This is a genomic window from Oribacterium sp. P6A1, from assembly GCF_000702885.1.
Taxonomy (GTDB): Bacteria; Bacillota; Clostridia; order Lachnospirales; family Lachnospiraceae; genus Oribacterium.
On the sequence record NZ_JNKO01000004.1, the window covers coordinates 185,611 to 209,501 of the forward strand.

Below are 23,891 nucleotides of genomic sequence, written 5' to 3' on the forward strand. Positions count from 1 at the left end.
ACAGCTGATGGGAATTACCCACGGCTGTCTTTTTTTTTACATTATTTTGAGGCTAATTAACCCTGACCATGACAGCGGTTACTCAGGTAACAGCACTTGCAAACGGCGCTTCTCAGAGGGTTTATACAGTCAGCGGTGATGTTTCAGGTCTTACATTTGCAGGAGTAGGTACAGTTTCTGCTGACGGAACTGCACTTACGACACCTGAAGGACAGACATATTTGGTAACAAGCGCACCGATGATGATTGTTACAAACGCAGATGGTACAACAGTTGGATGTTTCGTTGATCCTGTAATAGGACAGCCTGTTGCGTTTGGCTATGATACTGTACTTATGCAGTTAGGTGCTGATGGACAGATGCATGCACACTGGATAAAGGCAGACGGCACCTTCTATACAGGAACGGTTGTCATGAATGGTATGATGACTGTATTCAATGAGGAAGGCGTAATGGTATCCTATTCATTGCTTGCTATGTAATCAAAACAGTTCAGGCATAGGAGAACATGTTTTTTTCGAATATGCTGATGTAGGGATTCCGGTTTACCGGCGAACCTGAGATTTAACCCTTAAAACGGAAAAGATTTAAAGCTGTTCACTGAGAAATCGGTGAGCAGCTTTTTTCAGGTCTCTAAAGCTTTTTGGGGTTTCCATATAGATTTTGATACTGATTGTCGCAGTAAAAAAGATAGTTATAAAGCAGGGATAATAGACGAAGTAATTAAAAGGATAGTTTTTCCTTTTAGAAGAAAAATGTGAAGAACAGATTTTTATCACTATTTGTGCCGTCACGAAAAGGCGGCGGAATGGAGATTTATATGAAGATAGCAAAGAAACTGGCTTGTTTACTTTTGACAGGAATGATACTTTTGGCTCAAGTTCCGCTTACTTCCTTTGCGGGTACATCTGAATCAGGTGAAAATGCCGGAGATTTTTATTTTACTGAAAATACATTAACTATAACTTCAAAAAACGGTTTTGAACTAAATGATTATCTGCTAAATGATGTATCGTCTCAGGTCTTATATGATGTCATAGATGGTGATGTAATCAAGGTTGATGAAAACGGTAATGTAACTGTAGTTGGAAACGGCGGACCGGTCACAGTTACAGCAAGAGCCGAGATGAAAGGAGAAGATACGAAAATATGCACCATAAGTACTATAAGTACCCTTGAAAACGGACAAAGTACCAGAAGTGAGATAAGTACAACCAGTACCGTTGAGGTATTGTATAAATACACTACAACAATGAAAATCAAAGTAAACCTTCCTGACGAAGAATCTTCCGGTGATGATTCGAGCAGTGGCGGTTCTTCCGGCGGTGGCGGAGGCAGATCCGGTCTCAGCGCTGCGGCAAATGGAGGAACCTTCCAGTCGTCAAGCGGCGCAATGGTAACTATATCCACTCATTATCTCGGGAATGGAGTAAGACTTATTACCGGTACTATCTCTTTAGGCGGAAAGACTATAAATGTGCAGGATAAGATAACACCAATGCCGGATGGCTCCATCGTGCGCCTGTATTCTGTGGATGGCGACATGTCAGGACTTACATTTGCAGGCGGAGGTGTAGTTTCTGAAGACGGCGCCACTATAAAAACACCGGAGGGGAAAGTCTTCATGATGACATATGCGACTATGTGCATCGTAACCGATGTGAACGGTGTCAGCACCGGATGCTTCCTTAATCCTGAAACGGGACAGCCTGTGGCTTTTGGCGAGGATACTGTCCTTATGCAGCTTGGACTGGATGGCCAGGTGCATGCCCATTTCATAAATCCTCAAGGATATTTCTATACAGGTACAGTGACTATGAATGGAAGTACTTTCGCCTTTAACGAAGAGGGCATCATGATTTCTTATGTTTAAAGAGCGTGAAATAAAGTGCTCAATCTTGTATTTACGGCTTAAATAAAGATAATACATGTCTTGAGATAAGCTGCCCGAGAAAACCTGCGGCAGCTTATTTCTGATGTCATAAGAACCCTTAGGTTATGGAGAATCATGAAAATTATGAAGAATTATGAAAACGTATTGAATTATGAAGAATTATGAAAGTATAATTCAATTATGAAGAATTATGAAAACACATTGAAATATGAAAGCTTGATTCAATTATGAAAATCAGGAAAGAGAGGCGCCGGGGATATGAAAAAAGATAATCCGTTTACTCTGACTTTTGGGCGGCAGCCAAGTGAGTACATTTCCAGATACGAAAATATGGATATGATACTCAGTACATTTCAGGCTGACAATCCTATAAGTCAGGCGTATCTTATAGAAGGCATACGAGGAAGCGGCAAAACTGTTCTTATGACTGCAGTGGCCAACGAACTTAAGAAAAATAAGGAATGGGTGGTTGTGGATCTTAATTCCACTCAGAATCTTATAGAAGATATGGCCATGAGACTTATTGATTCCTGTAAAAAAATCCCCGATATTCTTAAACAGGGGTTCAATGTTACTGCGCTGGGGTTTGGAGTGGGAGTGAATGCTGCTCAATCGGCGCAGGATCACATTAGTGTCATTGAAGAGACATTGGCATCCCTCAGGAAAAAGGGAAAGAAAGTGCTGATCACCATAGATGAAGTTCAGCATGATGAAAACATGCGTAGATTCGCCAGCCAGTATCAGATTTTCATCAGAAAAGATTATCCTGTATATCTTCTGATGACAGGACTATATGAGCATATCTATGCTATACAAAATGATCCGGCTCTTACATTTCTCCTCAGAACTCCGAAGATCAGTCTGGAACCTTTAAGCCTGCATCAAATAGCAAAACAATATAAAAAGATATTTGCAATCGGCGATGAGGAAGCGGGAAAGCTTGCAGGAATAACGAAAGGATATGCATTTGCGTTTCAAGCCCTGGGGATGCTTTACTACGAATACAGGGACGAAATGAATATGGATGATATCCTGTCAAAACTGGATGATATGCTGGATGATTTTGTGTATAAGAAGATTTGGGAGGCATTATCTCAGAAAGACAGGGAGATCGTCGCTGTTATCGATTCCGATGGTACAAAGGTGCAGCAGATCTGTGAAAGAGTTTCAATGACATCACAGGTTTTCTCAAAATACAGAGAGCGGCTTATGAAAAGGGGAATCATTTCGGCTCCGGCTCATGGGTATGTTACGTTAACGCTGCCGAGGTTTGAGATTATAGCGAAGTCGTATGCTATGTTTTAGAAGGATATAATGATATGGAAAAGAAGTGTATCGCCTGCGGGCACGAATTAAAGAAACTGATGACTTTTTCTGATATGCCGGCATCGGCACAGAATATACCGGATGAGTCGGAACTGAAGGACGATCACCCTATAACGCTGGAACTATGCCAGTGCCCCGAGTGCGGCCTAGTGCAGTTCGACTGTGAACCTGTGGACTACTATAAAGATGTTATACGTGCCGGAGGCGGAACCAGGACCATGACGAGACTCCGTCATGAAGAGTATGCAAGGCTTCTCACTTATATGCAGGAGTATGGCATCAAAGGCAGAAATATCGTTGAAGTCGGCTGCGGAAGAGGTGAGTTCCTCAGGATGTGGCAGAATCTTTCGGAGTCGGAAGAAGGGGCGGCAGCTCTTGGAAAAGATCTGGAAAAGGATGCTCTTTCGGGGCAGCCAAAGGCAGCAGCACTCAGGCTTACAGGAATCGAACATAAAAGGGAGCTGGTGGAAGAGGCAAAAAGAATAGAGGCTTCAGCGGAGCAGTGGTCACGCGCAGAAAACGGAGCAACTACTTCAGTGAAATCCTGTACATGTATTGCAGGAATCAATTCAGAAGAGTTCAGGTATCAGGTAGTTGAGGGCTTTGCCGAAGGCGATTATATGTATCCAAACGGTCCCTTCGATGCCTTTGTGCAGTTCAATTTCCTGGAGCATCAGCCATATCCTAAAGATATGCTTCAAAACATTTGGCACAATTTGAAACCAAAGGCCCTGGGGCTCGTTACTGTGCCAAGTTTTGAATACATACTGAAATATAACGGCTATTACGAGCTCCTTCGTGACCATATCGCAAACTATACAGAGTTCACTCTGCAAAAGCTGTTTCAGGATAACGGCTTTGAGGTCCTTGATATGAGGATAGTGAACAGAGATACCATCGAGATAATCGTAAAAAAGGCAGAGCCTGATGAACTCACAAGTCTGAGATATAACGGCGCTCTCATAGATGTTTCAGCGCTGAAATCCAGCTTTGAGAGACTGAATGAGGAGGTCAATGCTCATATCGCACATCTCACCGGCACCGGAAAGACCATTGCCATCTGGGGAGCCAGCCATCAGGGCTTTACCCTTGCGGCAACCACAGAGCTTGGGGGCAAGGTAAAGTACATCATTGACTCTGCAAAGTTCAAGCAGGGAAGGTACTCACCGGCTTCCCATATACCTATAGTCTCACCGGAGCATTTCCATGATGAGCCTGTGGATGAGATACTCGTTGTGGCACCCGGATATACTGATGAGATTGCATCGATCATCCGGGAAAGATTCGGAAATAAAGTAAAGATACTTGTTCTTAAAACGGACAGGATAGAAGGGTATACCTCGGATTCTTCCGAACAGGGGTGAAAAGCCTGTTATTCAGCAGGGACATAATATGATATAAGTGAGAACGCAAAGCGCGAAACGATCCTGTATCGACTTTGATACTCACGTCATATATGACAGTCTGAGGTTCCCGGGGAATAATTATATGGAGACGAAATGAAAGCGCTGGTTTTAAAAGGAAAAGGAAAAATAGAATATATTGAAAAGGTGACACCGGTTCTTTTGGATGAACATGGCGTTCTTCTTGAGCCGGTGCTGGTATCACCCTGTACTTCCGATGTTCATACCATCTGGCAGGGCAGTCCAAAGAGGGACAATCTTACCCTTGGACATGAAGTCATCGCCAGAGTAAAAGCAGTGGGATCCGAGGTAAAGGATTTTAAGACGGGAGAGACAGTTGCGGTATCGGCCATAACCCCGGACTGGAGCCAGCCTGATGTGGACGTGAATTATGCCCACGCCGGACACAATTTCAGCGCCCACATGATAGGAAAATCCATAGACGGAGCCTTCCAGAACCTTTTTTATCTTCCCTATGCAGATAAAAACCTCGCTCACATCCCTGCCGGCATGAGCCTTGAGGACGCTCTCATGTGCGTTGATGTGGTGCAGACCGGATTCACTGCAGTTGAGGAAGCCGGAGTGAAATCCGGGGATACAGTGGTGGTTATGGGTATCGGCGCCATAGGTCTGGCTGCCATAATGGGCAGCAAGCTTGCCGGGGCCCGAAGAATCTTTGCGGTAGGGTCAAGAGCAGACAATGTCCGCATAGCAGAATCCATGAGCGATGAAAACTGCTCTGTGGAAGTTCTTAATTACAGGACTCTCAACTGCGGCCTTCCGGAGGAAATGTATCCTCTTGCGAACTCCACAGGTTCAGCTGTTGTGAACTATGTGCTTTCTGAAACCGCTACTAAGGGCGCAGATAAGGTTCTTATATGCGGCGGAAATGACTACACCCTCCCCCAGGCCATCGACATGGTGAAATACGGTACGGGAGTTGTTTCCAATGTTATGTACTTCGGCGCAGACACTGAAGTTCAGGATGAGGAATACAGAAACCTGACGGATAGCAAGAGCGCAGAAGACGGCGAGCTGGAGAGACCGAATAGCGCAAAACCAGAAAGAAAAATAAATACTGTCATCGACTCTATCCTGATCCCTAAATTCTCCATGGGACGCGGAATGGCGGGAAAAACTCTGAAATTCTCCCTCAGCAAAGGTGGCCGCGAGAATCTTGAACATGTTATGAAACTGATCCTGGATAATGATTTACATCCGTCAGAATTCATTACCGGGAGATACAGAGGAATAGATAAGATCGAACAGGCCATATATGACATGAAGGACAGAAAAGCCATAAAGATAGCAGTGGAGATGAATTAAAACTATTGCTGTTTGTTAGTGGGGCAGGAAATGTGGAGTTATACTAATACATTGACGTGTAAATTATACGGTGCTATGCTGTAACTATAAATTAGTTACAGAGAGTGAGGCATATGTCAAAGAAAGAAGACTTAATACGTAAATTATTGAGTAAACCCATGCCAACAAATTTCACAACACGAGAACTGGATGGTCTTATGAAGAAATGTGGTTGTAGTAAATTTGAAGGAGGGAGAGGGTCCGGGATTGGATATGTACATGATAAAACGAAACGAATTGTTCAATTTGATGGACCACATCCTGGCAATGAATTATATCGCTATCAAATTAAAATGATAATTAATTTTTTGAAAGAGATAGGTGAAATATGATGATTAGCTCATTGATGGAATATGATGGATATCATGCAAAAATAGAATTCGATCAAGATGATCAGATTTTTGTTGGACATGTTTTGGGAATAAATGATTCTATAAATTTTCACGGACAGTCTGTGGATGAGTTGAAGTCTGAGTTTCAAAATGCTGTGTTGAATTATCGAGAGTATTGTGAAAAAATAGGGAAGGCTCCTGAAAAAGAATATAAAGGAGCTTTTAATGTACGTATACGCCCGGAACAGCATAGGAAAGTTGCGTTACGAGCTGCAAGTGAAGGGATAACTATAAATCAGTTTGTATCAAGAGCAATTGACGATGAGCTGACAATCCTTGAGGGTTAAAACATAGGTAGAAGAACAGAGGAAAACATTTTGAAAACAATCAGCATAGTAGTGCCATGCTACAACGAGGAAGAGAACGTGGTGCCTCTTTACAAGGCCATCAGAGCCATGTTCGAGGAAAAACTTCCCAGGTATAAATATGAAATCATATACATCGACAATGATTCCAAAGACAAAACCAGAGAACTGGTGAGAGGACTCTGCAGCGAAGACAAGGATGTAAAGGCTATTTTCAATGCCAAAAACTTCGGGCAGTTCAACAGCCCCTATTACGGCATGCTCCAGTCAACAGGAGATGCCACCATGCTCATGGCTGCGGACTTCCAGGACCCTGTGGAGATGATCCCTGAGTTTGTAAAGGCCTGGGAGGAGGGCTACAAGATAGCCATTGGAGTAAAGACCCACTCCCAGGAAAATCCTCTTATGTACTGGATGAGAGGCCTTTACTACAAATTTATAAAGAAGATGTCATCGGTAGATCAGATTGCCCAGTTTACAGGCTTCGGACTCTATGACAAGGCATTTATCAATGTCATGCGAAATCTAAACGACCCTACCCCGTTCCTTCGTGGAATCGTAGCGGAGCTTGGCTTCCGTCGTAAGGAAATTCCTTATACCCAGCCCCGCCGTCGCGCCGGCATAACCCATAACAACTGGTACTCCCTCTATGATGCCGCCATGCTAAGCTTCACAAGCTACACCAAGGTGGGCCTCAGAGTTGCGGTATTCTTCGGAGGAGTGTGCAGCGCCGTAAGTATGGCCATCGCAGTCATCTATCTCATCATGAAACTCATCTGGTGGGACAGATTCCCTGCAGGTATGGCGCCAATGCTTATAGGCATGCTTTTTCTCGGATCCATTCAGATCTTCTTCATCGGACTTCTGGGAGAGTACATCCTTTCCATAAATCAGAGAGTCATGAAGAGACCTCTGGTAGTTGAAGAAGAGCGTCTCAATTTCGGAGATGCCCCCAAATACCGTGGAGTTAAGGATATGGAGAAAAATTAGTTATGCGTTATAAAGTAGATGTTGCAGTGTCAAGAGAAGGAAAGATAACCTTCCTTGGATGGGCATTCGGCAAGAATCCGGAAACTCCGGTGAAGTACACCGTCCTTGACGGGGAGAGTAAAGAGGTTGAAGGAACCGTCATAGAGTCTGTAAGACGAGACGAGGTTGTAGAAGCCTTTTTCAAGGATTATGAAAAAGAGCATGGTCCCATCAAAAGGGAACTGGGCTATGACATTAACACCCCTTACAAAAAAGGAGAGACCAGATATCTCGTTATAGAGGTGGACGGAAAGACAAAAAAAGTAAAGTTTGACGACCGCATACTTGAGTCCTTCAATTCTGTTGCCCATAAAAAAAGAGAGAAGCTCATGGCGCTGTTCCACTGGGAAACGGTGGAAGTGGCATGGGAATATTTCAGGGACCACGGCTTCAGGGCCCTGTGGAAGAAATCAGTACATCGTTTAAAAGGCATTCAGGAAGATTACGATTACAACGAGTGGTATAAAAAGGTAAAAATCACTGAGGAGGAACTGGAAAAGCAGAGGAACACTGTCCTTCCGGTTCAGCCCAAATTCTCCATCGTGATTCCCGTATACGAGACCCCTGAGAAGTTCCTGAGAAAAATGCTTACATCCATTGCGGATCAGACCTATGGAAACTTTGAAGTCTGCGTTGCTGACGCCACACCATACGAAAAGTACGGGAATGCTGAAGCGGCAGGGAAGCTTCCGAAGGAAGTGCTTAAGGAGTATCAGGACAGAGACCTCAGATTCAGATTCAAGGTTCTGGAAAAGAATCTCGGCATTTCTGACAATACCAATGCCGCCATCAACATGGCAGAAGGGGACTTCATCGTATTCGCGGATCATGATGATGAGCTGGAGCCCAATGCTCTTTTTGAATGTGCAAAGACCATAAATGAGCATCCTGATTGCGTGATGATCTATTCCGATGAGGATAAGATTGATTTTGAAGATACCTACTACTTTGAGCCTCATTTCAAGAGTGATTTCAATCCGGATCTGCTTCGTTCAGTGAATTATGTATGTCATCTCATGGCTTTTAAGAGAGAGCTTCTTGATTCCATAGCGGAAACAGATGAAGATGGCAGCAAGGTTTATGAAAGAAAGGCCTATGACGGAGCCCAGGATCATGACCTCATTTTGAGAGCGGTAGAAAAAGCTCAGGAAATGGAAAGGGAGAAAACAGGCGGAGATTTGGAAAAGCTTTCGGAAGAGGACAGAAAACTCCTGAGAGAAGGACGTTTCACAAGTTCAAACATCTGTCACATTCAGAAGTCTCTTTATCACTGGAGATCCCACCAGGCTTCCACGGCACAGCATCCTGAGGCAAAGCTTTATGCCTTTGATGCGGGAGCAAGAGCTGTTTACGATCACTGTAAGAGACTGGGACTTCCTGTAAAGAAGGTGGAGAAGGGCATAACCTACGGCTTCTACCATACAGTTTATGAGAATGCTAAGCCTCTCATATCCGTGATCATCCCCAACAAGGATCATACTGCGGATCTTGATAAGGCAATCCGGTCCCTTGCAGGAAGCAATTACAAGAACCTTGAGTTCATAGTGGTTGAAAACAATTCCGATCAGGAAGAGACCTGGAAGTATTACGCCGATATTCAGAGAGAATTTCCAGCAGAGGGCTTTATTGATAAGACTCCGGAGGAAATAAAGAATGAGGGACAGACAGAACTGCCAGGTTCAAATCAGAATTCAGCACTCGGAGCTGCCACACCTACAGTCCGCGTTGTAAAGTGGCAGGGCCCCTTCAACTATTCCGCTATCAACAACTTCGGTGTGAAGTTCTCAAGGGGAGAGTATCTTCTTTTCCTTAATAACGACATCGAACTTATAGACCCGGATTCCATCGACGAGATGATCGGCTATGTTCAGCGTGAGGATGTAGGCATCTGCGGAGCCAGACTCCTTTATCCTGATGAGGATATCCAGCATGCCGGAGTCATTATGGGAATGGGCGGAATCGCAGGAGCCGCATTTGTCCGCACCCATGACGCTGAGCTTTCCTACATGCACAGGGCCAAGTGCGTTCAGGATTATTCCTGCGTAACGGCGGCCTGCCTTCTTACGAAGAGAAAGCTTTTTGATGAAGTTGGCGGCTATACGGAAGAACTGGCGGTGGCCTTCAATGACGTTGACTTCTGCATGAAGATAAGAGCTCTCGGAAAACTGGTGGTATATAACCCTTATGCCAAGTTCTATCACTATGAATCAAAGTCCAGAGGCATGGAAGACACACCTGAAAAGGTAGCCCGTTTCAACAGCGAGATAGTGAAATTCGCCAAGCGCTGGCCGGAGTGCCTGAGATACGGCGATCCATATTACAACCCGGCACTTACTTTTATGAAGTCAAACTTCACCCTGAAGAATCTTGACAAAGAAAAGGTGGGAGAGCCCTTCAGAATGGATATCTTGAAGGACATAGTTTGATTGAACCACGGGATTTGAATCCGTGGAAGATCCCAACATAGTTCAGGGGTCAGTGGCGGAAATGTAAAGATGATAGCTACACCGCATAAGAAACCAAAAAACCTAAACCAAACGAGGATGCTGCATGAAAACGGCACCCTCGTTTTTTCTATTAAGAAAATTCTAATATCATTTTTATGGAAATTTTTGAAAACGGGAGTATACTTCCATTATGATTAAAGACAACCAACAATTTTTAAACCACTTTCACGTGGTTCTTGATGCAGTGGTTATAGCCACCGCTTACGCCCTTGCGTGGTACCTGCTTATAGCTTCGCCTATTTTTCCCGAGGGACACGGAGTACTCCCGCCGGATGTTTATTTCAGGGCGCTTATTCCGGTGGTTCCGGGATATATGATCCTGTATTGGGTATTTCATCTGTATGAGCCCAAAAGGACCAGGACAAAAAGAAGAGAGTTTATCAATATAGTTGAGGCTAATGTCGTTGGCCTCATGCTTTTTGCGTCCGTTCTTTTCGCTTTCAGGCGGTCAGGATACTTCGCAAACTTCTCCACAAGGATGATCACAGCCTTCTGCGTATTCAATATCATTTTGACCACGGTAGAAAGATTCGGAATAAGATTCATCCTTACCAGGATGCGAAGAAACGGCTTCAATCAGAAACATATCATGCTGGTGGGATTTTCAGACGTTTCCGATCTGTTTATTGATGCCTGCCGAAGAAATCCGGACTGGGGTTACAAAATCTACGGAATAGTTGATGACATTACAGAGACCGGAGTTTCCTACAAAGGTGTAAAAATAGTGGGAAAGATAAAGGATCTGGAAACTATACTCGCAGGAAACAATATAGATGAAATAGCCATAACCCTTCCTCTTGCGGCCTATGAAAAGCTTGGGGGCATAGTGGCGGTGTGTGAGAAATCCGGAGTTCACACAAAGTTCATACCGGATTACAACAACATAATCCCATCAAGACCTGTAACCGAGGACATGGATGGACTTCCGGTCATTAACATCAGAAATGTTCCACTTACGGATCCGGTGAAGGCAGCAGCCAAAAGAGTCATAGATATCATAGGATCCCTCTTTGGAATCATCATTTTCAGCCCCATTATGCTTACGGTAGCAGTGCTTATAAAGCTTTCATCTCCCGGGCCCATCATATTCAAACAGGAAAGAGTGGGACTTCACAATAAACCCTTTATGATGTACAAATTCCGTTCCATGGTGGAACAGAAGCCGGAAGATGAGAAGAAGGGCTGGACCACACCGGGAGACCCCAGAGTCACTAAGGTGGGTAAATTCATAAGAAAGACTTCCATAGATGAATTCCCCCAGTTCTTTAATGTATTTATGGGAAGCATGTCTCTTGTGGGACCGAGACCTGAGCGCACCCAGTTCGTTGAGATGTTCAGAGAAGAGATTCCCCGCTACATGATAAAGCATCAGGTGAGACCCGGAATGACAGGCTGGGCCCAGGTCAACGGCCTGAGAGGAGACACCTCCATTCATGAACGTGTAAGATACGACATCTGGTATATAGAGAACTGGAGCATGGAGCTTGATATCAAGATCATGTTTTTGACCATATTTAAAGGATTCGTGAATAAAAACGCCTACTGATCTTTAAACGGGCAGATAGTGTTTGCCGAATCACTTTATATGTGATAAAATGCCGATGTTTTGTAAACTTAGAGCATTTCTGCTCTGAAAATAAGGCTATCAGAAAACTTGAAATTTTCTGATATATTGCCGGACACTATGAGGAATTATAGATGGCATTAGATAATGGCAAGGAGACCAGACGCCCCCACTCCCAGGAGGATACGGACAGACGTCAGAGGGAACTTGAAGATAAGATAGTTAATGACAAAAATATGGGGGATAAGCTTATGGCAAACGCCATGAGGCCCCAGAGAATGATAAGGACTGATGAGATAGTTATTCCTGATGAAGCCTTCAGAAGAGGCGGTTCAAGCGGAGACATCTCAGGCGTAAGGGGTGCAACAGGCGATGGAACTTCAAGTTCCGGCACTACTGTACGGAGAGAAACCTCATCACCACGGAAGAGTACTGATGCAAGCCGGAACCTGTCTGTCTCGGATGTGATGAAGGTCGGAGATCCTCACAGACGTACATCCGAAAGACCGGCTCCGAAGGCCCCATTAAAGGGAGATTCTATCAGAACCGCTTCCCAGAGACAGGCCAAATCTTCAGTGATAACACTCAACGACACATCGGAAGTTGAACATGACATCGAATTCGCCAAAAAGATGCGTGACAAGAAAAAGAAAGCTGTTCGCACAAAGATTTTTATCATGGCAGTGGTTGAGATACTTACACTTATCTGTATCTTCGGTTTCGGCTCTGTATACAGATACATGAATATGACCCAGGCTGTCGAATTCGATGTATCCAAGGTTCAGAACAACAACATTGACATAACACAGAAACAGAAGATGTCCGGCTACTGGACAGTTGCGGTGTTCGGTGTAGACTCCCGTGACGGAGGAGTAGGAAGAGGCGCCAATGCTGACGTTCAGATCATCTGCAACGTGGATATGGCCACCGGAGATGTGAAGCTGGTTTCTGTCTACAGAGATACTTATCTTAAAACAGGAAAGAGCAACAGATATGCAAAGATAAATGAAGCCTATGCCATAGGCGGACCTGAGCAGGCAGTTGCGGCTCTTAACAGCAACCTGGATCTGAACATTGAAAACTATGTAACCTTCAACTGGAAGGCAGTGGCAGATACTATCGACATGCTGGGAGGCGTTGACATAGATATCACAGATAAGGAATTCTACTATATGAATGCCTACATCCATGAGACCTCTGTTAAGGCCGGTATCAACGAGAAGAATCCTGCAGCCAACTATATAAAGAAGGCAGGACCTCAGCATCTTACGGGTGTACAGGCTGTTGCTTATGCGAGACTCAGATATATGGACAGCGACTTCGAAAGAACAAGACGTCAGAGAGAAGTTATTTCCCAGTGTCTTGACAATGCCAAGAAGGCAGACCTTGCAACACTCACGTCCATCATAGATACAGTGCTTCCTCAGGTGGCATTCAACATCGATGCGGGAGATATAGTAGAGCTTGCTAAGGGAATCTCAAGATACAACATCAAGGAATCTGCAGGTTTCCCGAAGGATATCAAGGATCAGATGATGGGCAAGAAGGGAGATTGCGTAATCCCTGTAACCCTTACATCTAATGTAAAGTGGCTTCACAGCGTGCTTTTTGGCGACGAGGACTATAAGGTATCAAGCGCGGTGGAGACCTACTCTCAGAAGATAGCTGACGATTCAGGCTACTATGCAAGCCATAAGGATGAAACCTCAAGCACAAAGAAGGAAAGCAGTACTGAAGCTGAGAAGGATGAGGATGATTCCGGGTCCGGAAGCAGCAAGAAGTCCACAAAGGAAACTGATAAGGATGGTTACATCATCACCGGAACAGATGAGGATGGTAATGCCATATATCAGACCGACGAAGACGGAAACAAGGTGAAGGCTTCCGACAAGACAAAGAACAAGTCTGAAAAATCCGAAACTGAGGAGGGTGCAGAAACCGACGAGGATGAGGATACAGAGGAAACTGAGGCGGAGACCGATGAGGACGGAAATGTTATAGAGACTTCAAAGTCCACCAAGGAATCTACAACAGAGCATGGCCCTGCAGGTGAAGAAACTATATCTGATAAGGATAAGAAGGAAACAAAGTCCTCTGATAAGGAGACTTCATCAACAGATGAAACCACAAAGGCGCCTTCAAAAACAGAAGAAACAACCTCCGGCGAAGTTATAGAACCGGGACTTGTGGACGACGATGACGATTCAGGCGCAGGCCCCAGCGGTGGAAATACATCATCTTCAGATTCTTCAGGCCCGGGAGGGGTGACGAATGTTGAAGAAATCGAGATAGGACCGGCAGTGGGACCGTCTTAATACCGGTTGAAAAAATATAGTTTAATAGTGATCAGGTAAAATGATCGTCAAGAGATAACGTTATATCTTTTGGCGATCATTTTTAAATTTATGAAGAAAAGAATATGAAGTTCTTAGGAATTTCTTATTTTTTGATTCGAGGTATCTTAATAAATGCGTAAGAATCTGAAATCTTTTAGTTATGTACTTAGGGCAACAGCTATTGTATTATGCTTAATGTAATCGAAATGGGATTTTCATTTTTCGTACATTCCCTTGGGGTTATTTGAGAAAAGACTTGAATAATCATTGAGTCAGGGGTATAATCCCATCGTAATTGAGCTAAAAATAGCTCTAAAACAAAAAGGAGAGTGCATTTATTATGAAGAAGCAGACAAAGTTATTTACAACTCTTTCAGCTGCAGCACTTCTTACTATCGGCGTTTCTGCTGTATCTATGGCCGCTGGTTGGGACAACTCAACAGGCGAGTGGAGATACCTCAACAGTGATGGTACAGAGGTAACTGACGCTTGGAAGTCAGCAAACGGAAATTGGTTCTATCTTGGATCAGATGGTGTTATGGTTACTAACCAGCTCATCGAGGATACAAACAACACAACAACCCGTTACTACTATGTAGACCAGTACGGTGCTATGGTCAAGAACACTTGGAAGGCTGTAGCGTTAGATGATAGCTCATCTGGCCTTGATGCTGAGTATTACTGGTACTATTTCGGCTCTGACGGAAAGGCTTATACATCTAAGGATGAGCTTGGTCAGAATGAAATCAAGACAATCAACGGTCTGAAGTATGCTTTCGATTCAGAAGGACATATGCTTTATGGATGGATTAATCCAGATAATGTTGAGCAGCAGGATGGCGATGACTCAGCTTGGGAGACATCACAGTATTTCTTCAATGGTTGGAATGATGGTCATATGCAGACAGGTTGGGCTCAGCTTACTGTAGAGGATGATAATGAGACCAAGGAGTATTGGTTCAACTTCGGCAACGATGGTAAGAAGGTTGGCTACAAGGACGGTAAGAGAAAGAAGATTAACGGATCTTTCTATCACTTTGCAGCAGATGGTCATATGATTACAGGTTGGGGCACAGCTACTCAGTCTGTAAAGGATGCAAATGCTACATCAGGTCAGCTTAATTATCTCAATGGCGATGGATCAGAGAGAAAGAACAAGTGGGTATGGGCTGTTCCTGATGAGGATTCAGTAGAAGATGATCTTAAGAAGGATTACAACGATGACGAGTATTCATGGTGGTACTTCAACAATAGTGGTAGTCTCGTTGTAAATCAGATTAAGAAGATCAACGGCAAGGAGTATGCATTCGATAAGTATGGTCGTATGTTAAAGGGCTTCGTATGCAATTATGACTCTGATAATGATGGTAAGGTAGATAGCATCGAAGATGCTGGTAATCCAGGAGATTGGAAGAGAGAAGAAATCATCGCTGGTGCAACAGATGATGGTAAGTATGCAGTAGATGGAGATTTCTACTTCTTCTCAAATGATAAGGAGAAGGATGGATCAAAGAAGAAGGGCTACCAGACTCTTGAACTTGATGATGGAAGCTATCAGTTCTACTTCAATACATCTAATGGTAAGGCATATACTGATTATGTATCAAAGATCAGAAAGTATGTAAAGAACGGACTTGTTCTTCAGCCATCAAATGATGATGACAGAAACTATGCTGGTATTGTGGTTACTACTGGTGACAAGCCTGTAGATATGGTATTTGGTTCAGATACTGTTGGTAATATTCTTGTTAATAAGTCAGGTAATGTAGTTAAGAAGAAGGCTAAGATTAAGGATTCAGATGATTCTTACTATATCGCTGATGCAGCTGGTCGCGTAGTTGCATTCTTCGAGACAGAAGATGAATACAATAACTATGTAGGATATAAGGTTGAGGGCTCTGATACTCTTAAGTGCCTTAATATCAAGGCTGATTGGCTCACAAAGGGAATTACTAAGGATCAGCTTAAGACAAAGATTAATACAGAGATTGGTAAGATCAAGAAGGCAACTCCAGTAGAAGCTTAATTTTGAGATTATTGTAATCATGAAGAGGAATCGATGCTTTGTATCGGTTCCTCTTTTTAGTGATTTGCTTAAGACAATGAATTTGTCTTATATGTGACAGTCCCTTTTTGTAGTGTGATAAAGTGTACTTATTGTTGCTTTAAGTAAGGTGTGTTATCATTATGTGGCATGAAAGGATATCAAACAATGGTTGGTGAATTGAAACATAATAAGAGATGGTTAGTTTATGTAATAACATACATATTCTTTTTTTTATTCTATTGGAAAGTAAGTCCTATTATGCCATTTGATACTGATGACTGGTATTATATGGGTTACTTTAGATATCCGGTGCCTATGTGGGGAGATTGGAATCCTACAAGAATATTACCGGAAATGATGATGCCAAATGTGTCATTATTGGCAGCTACAGTTATTTTTCCTGTAACGGGGGATTACATTGGATCAATGGTTATCATGTATGCTGCGGTAATGGCAGTGATACTTACTGTACTATGTGTTGAATTACATAAGTTATTTGATTCAATAACATCATCTAAAATCGTTTCTGCCGGACTGACATGTTTATGGATATGTCTGCATTTTACTTTATTGGTCAATGCGTATTCTGATAACACATGGCTATGGAGCAGTATCACCGCAGCCTGTTATTTCTACTACACGATACCTGCAATATTAAATGAAATTGTAGTAGTTTATATGCTGAGAAAACGAAATAGAATTTCAAAAAGAGGCTGGTTGTTTCTGGCAATAATGGGATATTTTGGGATTTTCTCTAATTTATTTCCTGCAATAATACTGGGAGCATATGCTGGTATAGAATTCTTGTTTCATATATCAAGAATTATTGTCAATAAAGAGAGTAATTCAATACATATAAATAAAAACAGAATCAATAGAAATAATACTGGACTCCTGACAAGAGTAATGAAGGAGAATAGTTATAATATATATATTATAATATTGTTTTTAATAAGTGTTTATTTTGAGATGTATGGAGGGAGAGCCTCTGGCTTTGAGGGATTTGATCTAATAGGAACACTGAAAAAATTATTGGATACAGTTTTGGCTTACAATAAGATTGTGATTTGTTCGTGCTTGATAATTCTCTTTTTTGCTATTTACAAATATATAAAAATTAGACCTTCAAGAAATGATTATACTAACTGGATTCGTATACTATCTATGACATTTCCAGTGGTTCTATTTTTAGTATTGGTATGTTCTAAGACCGGTAGCTGGTACATAGGAAGAGCCGATGTACAGTTAGTGATATTATTCTTTCCTCTTCTTGCGGTTTTTGTCTTTATTGCGAACAGTTTGCGCGACATTGAAGAGAGGCCCAAACAAGTATGTATGCTATTTCTGCTTGCAATAGTATTAAATATCATTGTCCTAATACCGTTTAATGAAAAGTATTATAAGCCCACCAACATTAGTTTATTGAATCCTGAAGTATGCAAAAAGATAGATGAGGATATAGTGACTCAAATTTTGGATGCAGAAAACCAAGGGGCTCTAGAAATGGAACTGCATGTTCCTAAGTTTACTACTGATGATAACTGGCCCATGGCTACATATTCTGGAGGAAGTGTAAGCCGATTCCCATATACTTTATGGCGACATGGACTTATAGATAGTGGAATTTATATTACAGTTGTCCCGGATGAGGACAAAAATATAGAGTTTGGAATTTCATGAAAAAAGGTTGTAATACAAAATGTATAATACTAATAAATATTGCAGGTTAATTATCGTTATTCCGTGCTATAACGAAGAAACTGTACTTCCTTTAATCGCACCTCAGTTCTTGAAGAAACTGTATTGTCTTATAGAAAATGGCAAAATCAGTAATGAAAGCGGTATATTGTTTATCGACGATGGTTCAAAAGATAAAACCTGGCTTATAGTGAAGGAATTATGCTTAAAGGATATCCATTATAACGGGGTGTCATTGTCTCGTAATAGAGGGCATCAAAATGCGCTTATGGCAGGGTTGATGGAAGCAAAAGATAGCTGCGATATTACTGTATCTATTGATTGCGATGGACAAGATGATTTAGATGCTATAGATAGAATGATCGAAAAGTATAAGGATGGTTATGAGATTGTTTATGGTGTCCGTAGTAAGCGAGATAAAGATACTTGGTTTAAGCGAACTACAGCAGAAGCATTTTACCATTTTATGAATTTTATGGGAGTGGAATCTATATATAATCATGCAGATTTTAGATTGGTATCATCAAGGGTTTTGAATGAATTTGAGAAGTTTCATGAAGTAAATATCTATCTGCGCGGAATGATACCTATGGTAGGATTTCCGAGTACCAGTGTATATTATGAAAGAAAAGAGCGATTGGCAGGAGAATCGCATTACCCTTTTTCTAAAATGCTTTCATTGGCTTTTGATGGGATCACAAGTTTGTCAATAAAGCCGATCCATGTGATAACTTCTGTTGGTTTTGCAATAACTATATTGAGTGTTTTGGCGGTATTATGGGCTGTCTTTTGCAGGTTTACTGGAAAGACAGTGTCAGGTTGGACAAGTTTGATTTGTGTTATTTGCTTTTTTGGAGGAGCTATATTGACATCACTTGGAATAATCGGAGAGTATGTCGGCAAAGCTTATATGGAAGCTAAGGCAAGACCGAGATACATTATAAGCGAAAGAACATATTCAAGGCACAATATCAACTATTCAGAAAGAGAAGATGTTGAAAATGAGTAGCCTATTAAGGAAAAATTCTATAGAAAAAAATATATAAGAGAGACTATTATGAAGTTGAAACTTTCATCTGAAGAGAAAAAAACAGGAAACGTAAAAAATGAAGCACAAATAAAAAAGCTCTTTCGGAAACTGACGAGAGGACTTATGGATATATATGTTTTGTTTTATCTTTGTATATTTCCGTTGTGCATGAGGGACAAGTATTTTGATATATTGACCTTCAGATTTGAACTGTTCTGGAAGCCGACTTTTGTGTATGGTATTATTTTCGTAATTTTGGGATTGTTGTACCTGATTAGTGATGCCTTATATAACGGAGGAGCGATTCGTAGAAGGTTTTTAACAGGATTAAAAGAAGTTCGAGAAAAGGGAAACAGTAATGGATTCTTTGGACGAGTAAAATCTATATGCAGATATCTTCATATCAGCATAGTTGACATAGCAATAACAGTGCTTATCATACTTTTTGCCATTTCAACAGCTCTTGCAGAGTATCCGTATGAGGCTTTCTGGGGCGATAGAGGAAGAAATCAGGGACTTCTTATTTGGATGATGTTCTACCTCGCATATATATTAATAAGCAGATTTTACAGATATAAAAAATGGCATATTTATGCGTATATGCTTTTTTCAAGTATCGTATGTGTATGGGGGATTTTAAATTTCTTTTTGATAACTTTTGGCATGTTTGAAAATGCGGATGATATATTTAAATATACATTTGCATCATCCATTGGAAATATAAATACTTATACAAATTTTACAGCTATGCTATATGGTGTAACTGTTGCTGTATTTATAAGTAGTGAAAAAATAATTGAAACAATATTTGCCTTTGCTGTTCTCCTGATAGCAAGCTTTGCCCAGATAATGGGTGTAAGTGATAATGTAGTATTATCAACCGGAATTGTTCTTGCGATGGCACCTGTAGTTTTATGGAAGAATAAACAGAGTATAATAAAGTATGTTGTGGTTTGTCTGACTTATTTATCGGCGCTGAAAATCACTTCCTGTATAGTAAAAACCGGGATAAAGACAATGAACAAAACTAAGGAAAGTGTCCAGATAAGCCTTGCCGGTACCGGATTTATGAGCATACTGATTGCATTGTTTGCAATTATACTTGTTGTATTAGTTCTGACAGAGTTTAAATCCTTGTCAAGAAAAAAGGCTGAAACTGTGATGGATGATGATACAGGAAGAATTAAGACATTGCGACACATCTGGCTTATATTTGTAACATTAGGTGTGTGTGCAGTCGTAGTTGTACTATATCTCGCGAATACAGGTTGGCATGAAGAAATCTGGAAGCCGTTCAGCAATGCTATCATCATAAATGATGAATGGGGTACGGGAAGAGGTTTAAACTGGAGGCTCGGAATGGAGTACTGGAAGAATGATGCCACATTACTTCAAAAGCTTTTTGGATATGGCCCAGACACATATTACATCATAACCATGGATAGGTTTATGAATATAATGCAGGATGCGGGTTATGGAATGTTTGACAGCGCTCATAACGAATATTTTGAGTATTTTATTACTGTTGGAATACTGGGTCTTGCGGCGTATCTTGTGTTTTTGTTTACGGCACTGAAAAGAATGATAACATCTATAAATACTGCATCAAAGTATATGGCGATGGGAGTGCTGGGCTATGCTTTTCAGGCTGTTATAAATATCGCAGTTCCTATCACAACACCGATATTTATGATACTGCTGTTTATAGGAATAACAGTTTCCAAAGATGAAAAAGCATATTGCTGAATCGTGAAGAAGGAACATTGGGACAGACTACATTTCGGAAATAAAAAGTTCCATCGGATGGAATTGTAATAAAATAGTAGATTGATTCATATCCTCAAAAATGTTATCATCATCGACATGTGAAAATAGGATTTAAGTGAGGAGAACTATGAAGAAAATATATATAATAGCAGTTATGTGCACAGTTGTGGCTTTGTCAGGCAGTCTCGCTGGCTGTAAGAAAAGATATGTATCACCATTGGAGACACCTTCTATGACAAAGGCGGCTGCAGATAAGGCATATGATTTTGATTTTGATCAATTAAACAACGATGTTATAGATGAACTGCAGGATAAGGAAATCTATAGTTTTGTAAAGGCAGTTGATGTTTCTGGCGATAATGAAAAGAAGGAGATCGTTCTCACTATAGATATCGATAAGGATGTTTCAGATGATGCTGTAGAACTCCTTCTCACTGATGCAACAAAGGCTATAGTAGATGGAGTTCAGATTCAGGATTTTCGTATCGATGGATGGAATGAGGAAGGCTTTGGAAACCTGTTTGATCTATATGGATATACATATAAGGTTACAAGCGGCGATGAGGTAGTGAGAGAGGAAACTCTTAATGTTGGAGACAGCGTACCATTTGATCCTACTTTGACACTGGAGCAGGTTATTGGTTAAATAAAGAACAACTGATATAATAAAGGCTATCGTGTAAACGATAGCCTTTTTGTGATTTAACTGCCTTTCATATCAGATATATACACATGTATATATCTGATATGAAAGGCAGAATCGAGAAGAGCGTTCTTTTATACTTAATTTTGATCTATTAAACTTGGTATAAATATAATAGGAATTATTGAATGAACGTACAGTATTCAGTATTAATGAGTGTTTACTATAAAGAAAAACCGGAAAATCTGAGAGAAGCCATGAACAGCATATGGAATCAAACTGTAAAAACGGATGATTTTGTACTTGTTTGTGATGGAAACCTTACCGAGGGACTTGATCAGGTTATACAGGAAATGCAAGATCTCCATCGGGAACTGAATGTTGTCAGGCTTAGTTCTAACAAGGGGCTCGGTACTGCTCTGAACATCGGGATGAAAAGGTGTAAAAATGATTTGGTTGCACGCATGGATAGTGATGATATAAGCAGGAAAGACCGGTGCGAAAGGCAGATAAAAGTGTTTACGGAACATACAGATGTAAGTATATGTTCGGGGACAGTTGAAGAGTTTACAGAGGATATAAAAAAAGTCAGTTCAAGACGTGTTCTGCCTGAAACAAATTCTGAGATTATGGAATTTTCAAAACATAGAAATCCTTTCAATCATCCATGTGTGATGTACAAAAAATCCGAAGTTGAAAAGGCTGGCGGTTACAAGGACTTTTACCTTTTGGAGGATTACTATCTTTGGATAAGGATGCTGCAGATAGGGTGTGTTGGGTATAACATCCGTGAACCGCTGCTGTGGATGCGTGGCGGGGCTGAGATGTATAAACGGAGATCGGGATTTCGATATGGTTTGAGCCAGGGAAGATTATTTTCATACATGAAGAATACAGGTTTTATTAGCTTTTCCGATTATATGAAAGCAGTAATTCAAAGGATGATTGTGTCGCTAGTTCCTAATCGGGTAAGACAGATTGCATTTGGAGCATTTTTGAGAAACGATTTGGACTCAAAATAGTATTGAATTTACTGAAAAAAACACTTGATTATATGGAGAGCGGACAAAATTTATCGTGGCGTGATGGAAATAAAGATAAAAATGTTTGATTCAACGGTGGAAGAGGAATGGCGAGAGGAAGTATCAAAAAAAATTTCATACTGAGTGTCAGTAATCAGCTGATGAATATACTGGCACCGCTTATCACGACACCCTACGTATCAAGAGTGCTTGGGGTAGAAGGGATAGGCAGATACTCCTATCTTGAATCCATAACATCATATTTTGTGCTTTTTGCGATCCTTGGAACGGCGACATATGCACAGAGAGAAATATCCTATGTTCAGGATGACAAATATGAAAGAAGTAAAGTATTTTACAGCACCTTAATCCTTAGATGTATAACGACAGTGGCAATGCTGATTGCATATTTATTCGCATTCCGTGAAGATGTTCTATTAAAAATATTTGCGGTCAATATCCTGACTGTAGCCATGGATATCACATGGTTCTTTCAGGGCATGGAAGATTTCGGAAAGATAATGCTGAAAAATATGGTGTTTAAGGTTCTCAGCATTATTTATACATTTCTTTTCATCCGGGCGGAAGAGGATTTACTCATATATGCTGCTGGAATGGTATCTTTGAATTTATTAGGGGCAATATCGATGTGGAGTAATATCGCACGATATATAGAGCAGCCCAGGCTTTCTTTTATTAGGCCGTTTAAAGATATAAATACGATTTTATCTTTGTTAATTCCGACTATAGCTATACAGATTTATACGATATTTGATAAAACCATGCTTGGATTATTCACAGCTACTTCATATGAGAATGGGTGCTATGAGCAGGCTATGAAGGTGGTAAGGGCGATTCAGGTTATAGTTTCGGCAGTGGGGACTGTTATGGCTCCCAGAATAGGATACTATTTTGCCAGATCCGATAGTGAAAAGGTGAGAGAATATATGCTTAAATCATATAAATTTGTATGGTTTATAAGTATTCCTTTGTCTTTTGGAATCATCGGAATATCGGATAATATGGTTCCGTGGTTTTTTGGTCAGGGATATGACAAAGTTAAGATTCTTTTAAAAATACTTCCTGTTTTGGCGGTTATCATAGGGATGAGTAATGTTACAGGAATACAGTATCTGGTGCCGACGAAAAGACAAAATATACTGACTAAAACAGTTGTTGCCGGTGCTATAGTCAATTTTTGTTTGAACATCCTCTTGATTCCAACCTTTTATTCAGTGGGTGCGGCTGTGGCGTCAGTAGTGGCAGAAATGACTATTTCTATACTGCAATTCAGATATGTCAGAAAAGAAATCGATATTAAAAGTGCTGTACTATCCGGGACAAATTATGCTGCTGCAGGAATGATTATGTTATGTGTTCTTAGATTTGCAAGTAAATCCTTGGATTCATCAATCAAGAATACACTTTGCCTGATAGCGATTGGTGTTATGGCATATGTTATATTTCTTATCATGCTTCGTGATAAGTATTTTTTTGATAATATAAAGCAGCTCGCTAAAAAGTTTAATAATGAGAAAAAATAGAATTTTGTTGGGGAATAAT

At 41.1% G+C, this 23,891-nt stretch carries 18 protein-coding genes; all 18 read left to right on the forward strand.

Features of this window, described 5'->3' with window-relative positions:
- The first annotated feature begins 68 nt into the window (after positions 1-68).
- The 18 genes from T515_RS04415 to T515_RS04500 all read left to right on the forward strand — a co-directional run bounded on the left by T515_RS04415 (position 69) and on the right by T515_RS04500 (position 23,872).
- The gene (locus T515_RS04415) at positions 69-482 is read left to right on the forward strand and encodes a hypothetical protein (RefSeq protein ID WP_036608010.1); all 414 of its coding nucleotides are present in this window, start codon (positions 69-71) and stop codon (positions 480-482) included.
- A gap of 338 nt (positions 483-820) precedes the next feature.
- A complete protein-coding gene (locus T515_RS04420; RefSeq protein ID WP_036608012.1) occupies positions 821-1,873 on the forward strand; it encodes a hypothetical protein in 1,053 nt (350 codons plus the stop codon).
- 279 nt (positions 1,874-2,152) lie between these two features.
- Positions 2,153-3,199: an AAA family ATPase gene (locus tag T515_RS04425; RefSeq protein WP_036608014.1), complete on the forward strand. Its 1,047-nt coding sequence runs from the start codon at positions 2,153-2,155 to the stop codon at positions 3,197-3,199.
- Between the two features lie 14 nt (positions 3,200-3,213).
- Complete coding sequence (locus T515_RS04430) at positions 3,214-4,584, forward strand: class I SAM-dependent methyltransferase (RefSeq protein WP_036608015.1); 1,371 nt, start codon at positions 3,214-3,216, stop codon at positions 4,582-4,584.
- Positions 4,585-4,719: 135 nt separating this feature from the next.
- A complete protein-coding gene (locus tag T515_RS04435) occupies positions 4,720-5,949 on the forward strand; it encodes an alcohol dehydrogenase catalytic domain-containing protein (protein WP_036608016.1) in 1,230 nt (409 codons plus the stop codon).
- A 113-nt stretch (positions 5,950-6,062) separates the two neighbouring features.
- Positions 6,063-6,320 carry a type II toxin-antitoxin system HicA family toxin gene (locus T515_RS04440; RefSeq protein WP_036608017.1) on the forward strand — a complete coding sequence of 86 codons (258 nt, stop codon included), beginning with the start codon at positions 6,063-6,065 and terminating at the stop codon, positions 6,318-6,320.
- Positions 6,317-6,667: a type II toxin-antitoxin system HicB family antitoxin gene (locus T515_RS04445; protein ID WP_242839324.1), complete on the forward strand. Its 351-nt coding sequence runs from the start codon at positions 6,317-6,319 to the stop codon at positions 6,665-6,667. Before T515_RS04440 ends, T515_RS04445 begins: the two co-directional genes overlap by 4 nt.
- A 30-nt stretch (positions 6,668-6,697) precedes the next feature.
- A complete protein-coding gene (locus T515_RS04450) occupies positions 6,698-7,675 on the forward strand; it encodes a glycosyltransferase family 2 protein (protein WP_036608020.1) in 978 nt (325 codons plus the stop codon).
- A gap of 2 nt (positions 7,676-7,677) precedes the next feature.
- Positions 7,678-10,140 (forward strand): glycosyltransferase family 2 protein, encoded by a 2,463-nt coding sequence (locus T515_RS04455; protein ID WP_036608029.1) that lies wholly within the window; start codon positions 7,678-7,680, stop codon positions 10,138-10,140.
- A 211-nt stretch (positions 10,141-10,351) separates the two neighbouring features.
- Positions 10,352-11,767, forward strand: coding sequence for an undecaprenyl-phosphate glucose phosphotransferase (locus tag T515_RS04460; protein WP_036608036.1), 1,416 nt, complete (start codon positions 10,352-10,354; stop codon positions 11,765-11,767).
- A gap of 152 nt (positions 11,768-11,919) precedes the next feature.
- Positions 11,920-14,100 (forward strand): LCP family protein, encoded by a 2,181-nt coding sequence (locus T515_RS04465; RefSeq protein ID WP_051671424.1) that lies wholly within the window; start codon positions 11,920-11,922, stop codon positions 14,098-14,100.
- A gap of 361 nt (positions 14,101-14,461) precedes the next feature.
- A complete protein-coding gene (locus tag T515_RS04470; RefSeq protein WP_051671425.1) occupies positions 14,462-16,147 on the forward strand; it encodes a hypothetical protein in 1,686 nt (561 codons plus the stop codon).
- Between the two features lie 186 nt (positions 16,148-16,333).
- Complete coding sequence (locus T515_RS04475) at positions 16,334-17,848, forward strand: hypothetical protein (RefSeq protein ID WP_036608040.1); 1,515 nt, start codon at positions 16,334-16,336, stop codon at positions 17,846-17,848.
- Between the two features lie 19 nt (positions 17,849-17,867).
- Complete coding sequence (locus T515_RS04480) at positions 17,868-18,875, forward strand: glycosyltransferase family 2 protein (protein ID WP_036608043.1); 1,008 nt, start codon at positions 17,868-17,870, stop codon at positions 18,873-18,875.
- Positions 18,876-18,923: 48 nt separating this feature from the next.
- Complete coding sequence (locus T515_RS04485; RefSeq protein WP_036608046.1) at positions 18,924-20,642, forward strand: O-antigen ligase family protein; 1,719 nt, start codon at positions 18,924-18,926, stop codon at positions 20,640-20,642.
- A gap of 148 nt (positions 20,643-20,790) precedes the next feature.
- Positions 20,791-21,309, forward strand: a complete 519-nt coding sequence (locus T515_RS04490) for a hypothetical protein (protein ID WP_051671426.1) — start codon at positions 20,791-20,793, stop codon at positions 21,307-21,309.
- A 185-nt stretch (positions 21,310-21,494) separates the two neighbouring features.
- A complete protein-coding gene (locus T515_RS04495; RefSeq protein ID WP_036608047.1) occupies positions 21,495-22,328 on the forward strand; it encodes a glycosyltransferase in 834 nt (277 codons plus the stop codon).
- 107 nt (positions 22,329-22,435) lie between these two features.
- Complete coding sequence (locus T515_RS04500; protein WP_036608049.1) at positions 22,436-23,872, forward strand: oligosaccharide flippase family protein; 1,437 nt, start codon at positions 22,436-22,438, stop codon at positions 23,870-23,872.
- The last annotated feature ends 19 nt before the right edge of the window (positions 23,873-23,891 follow it).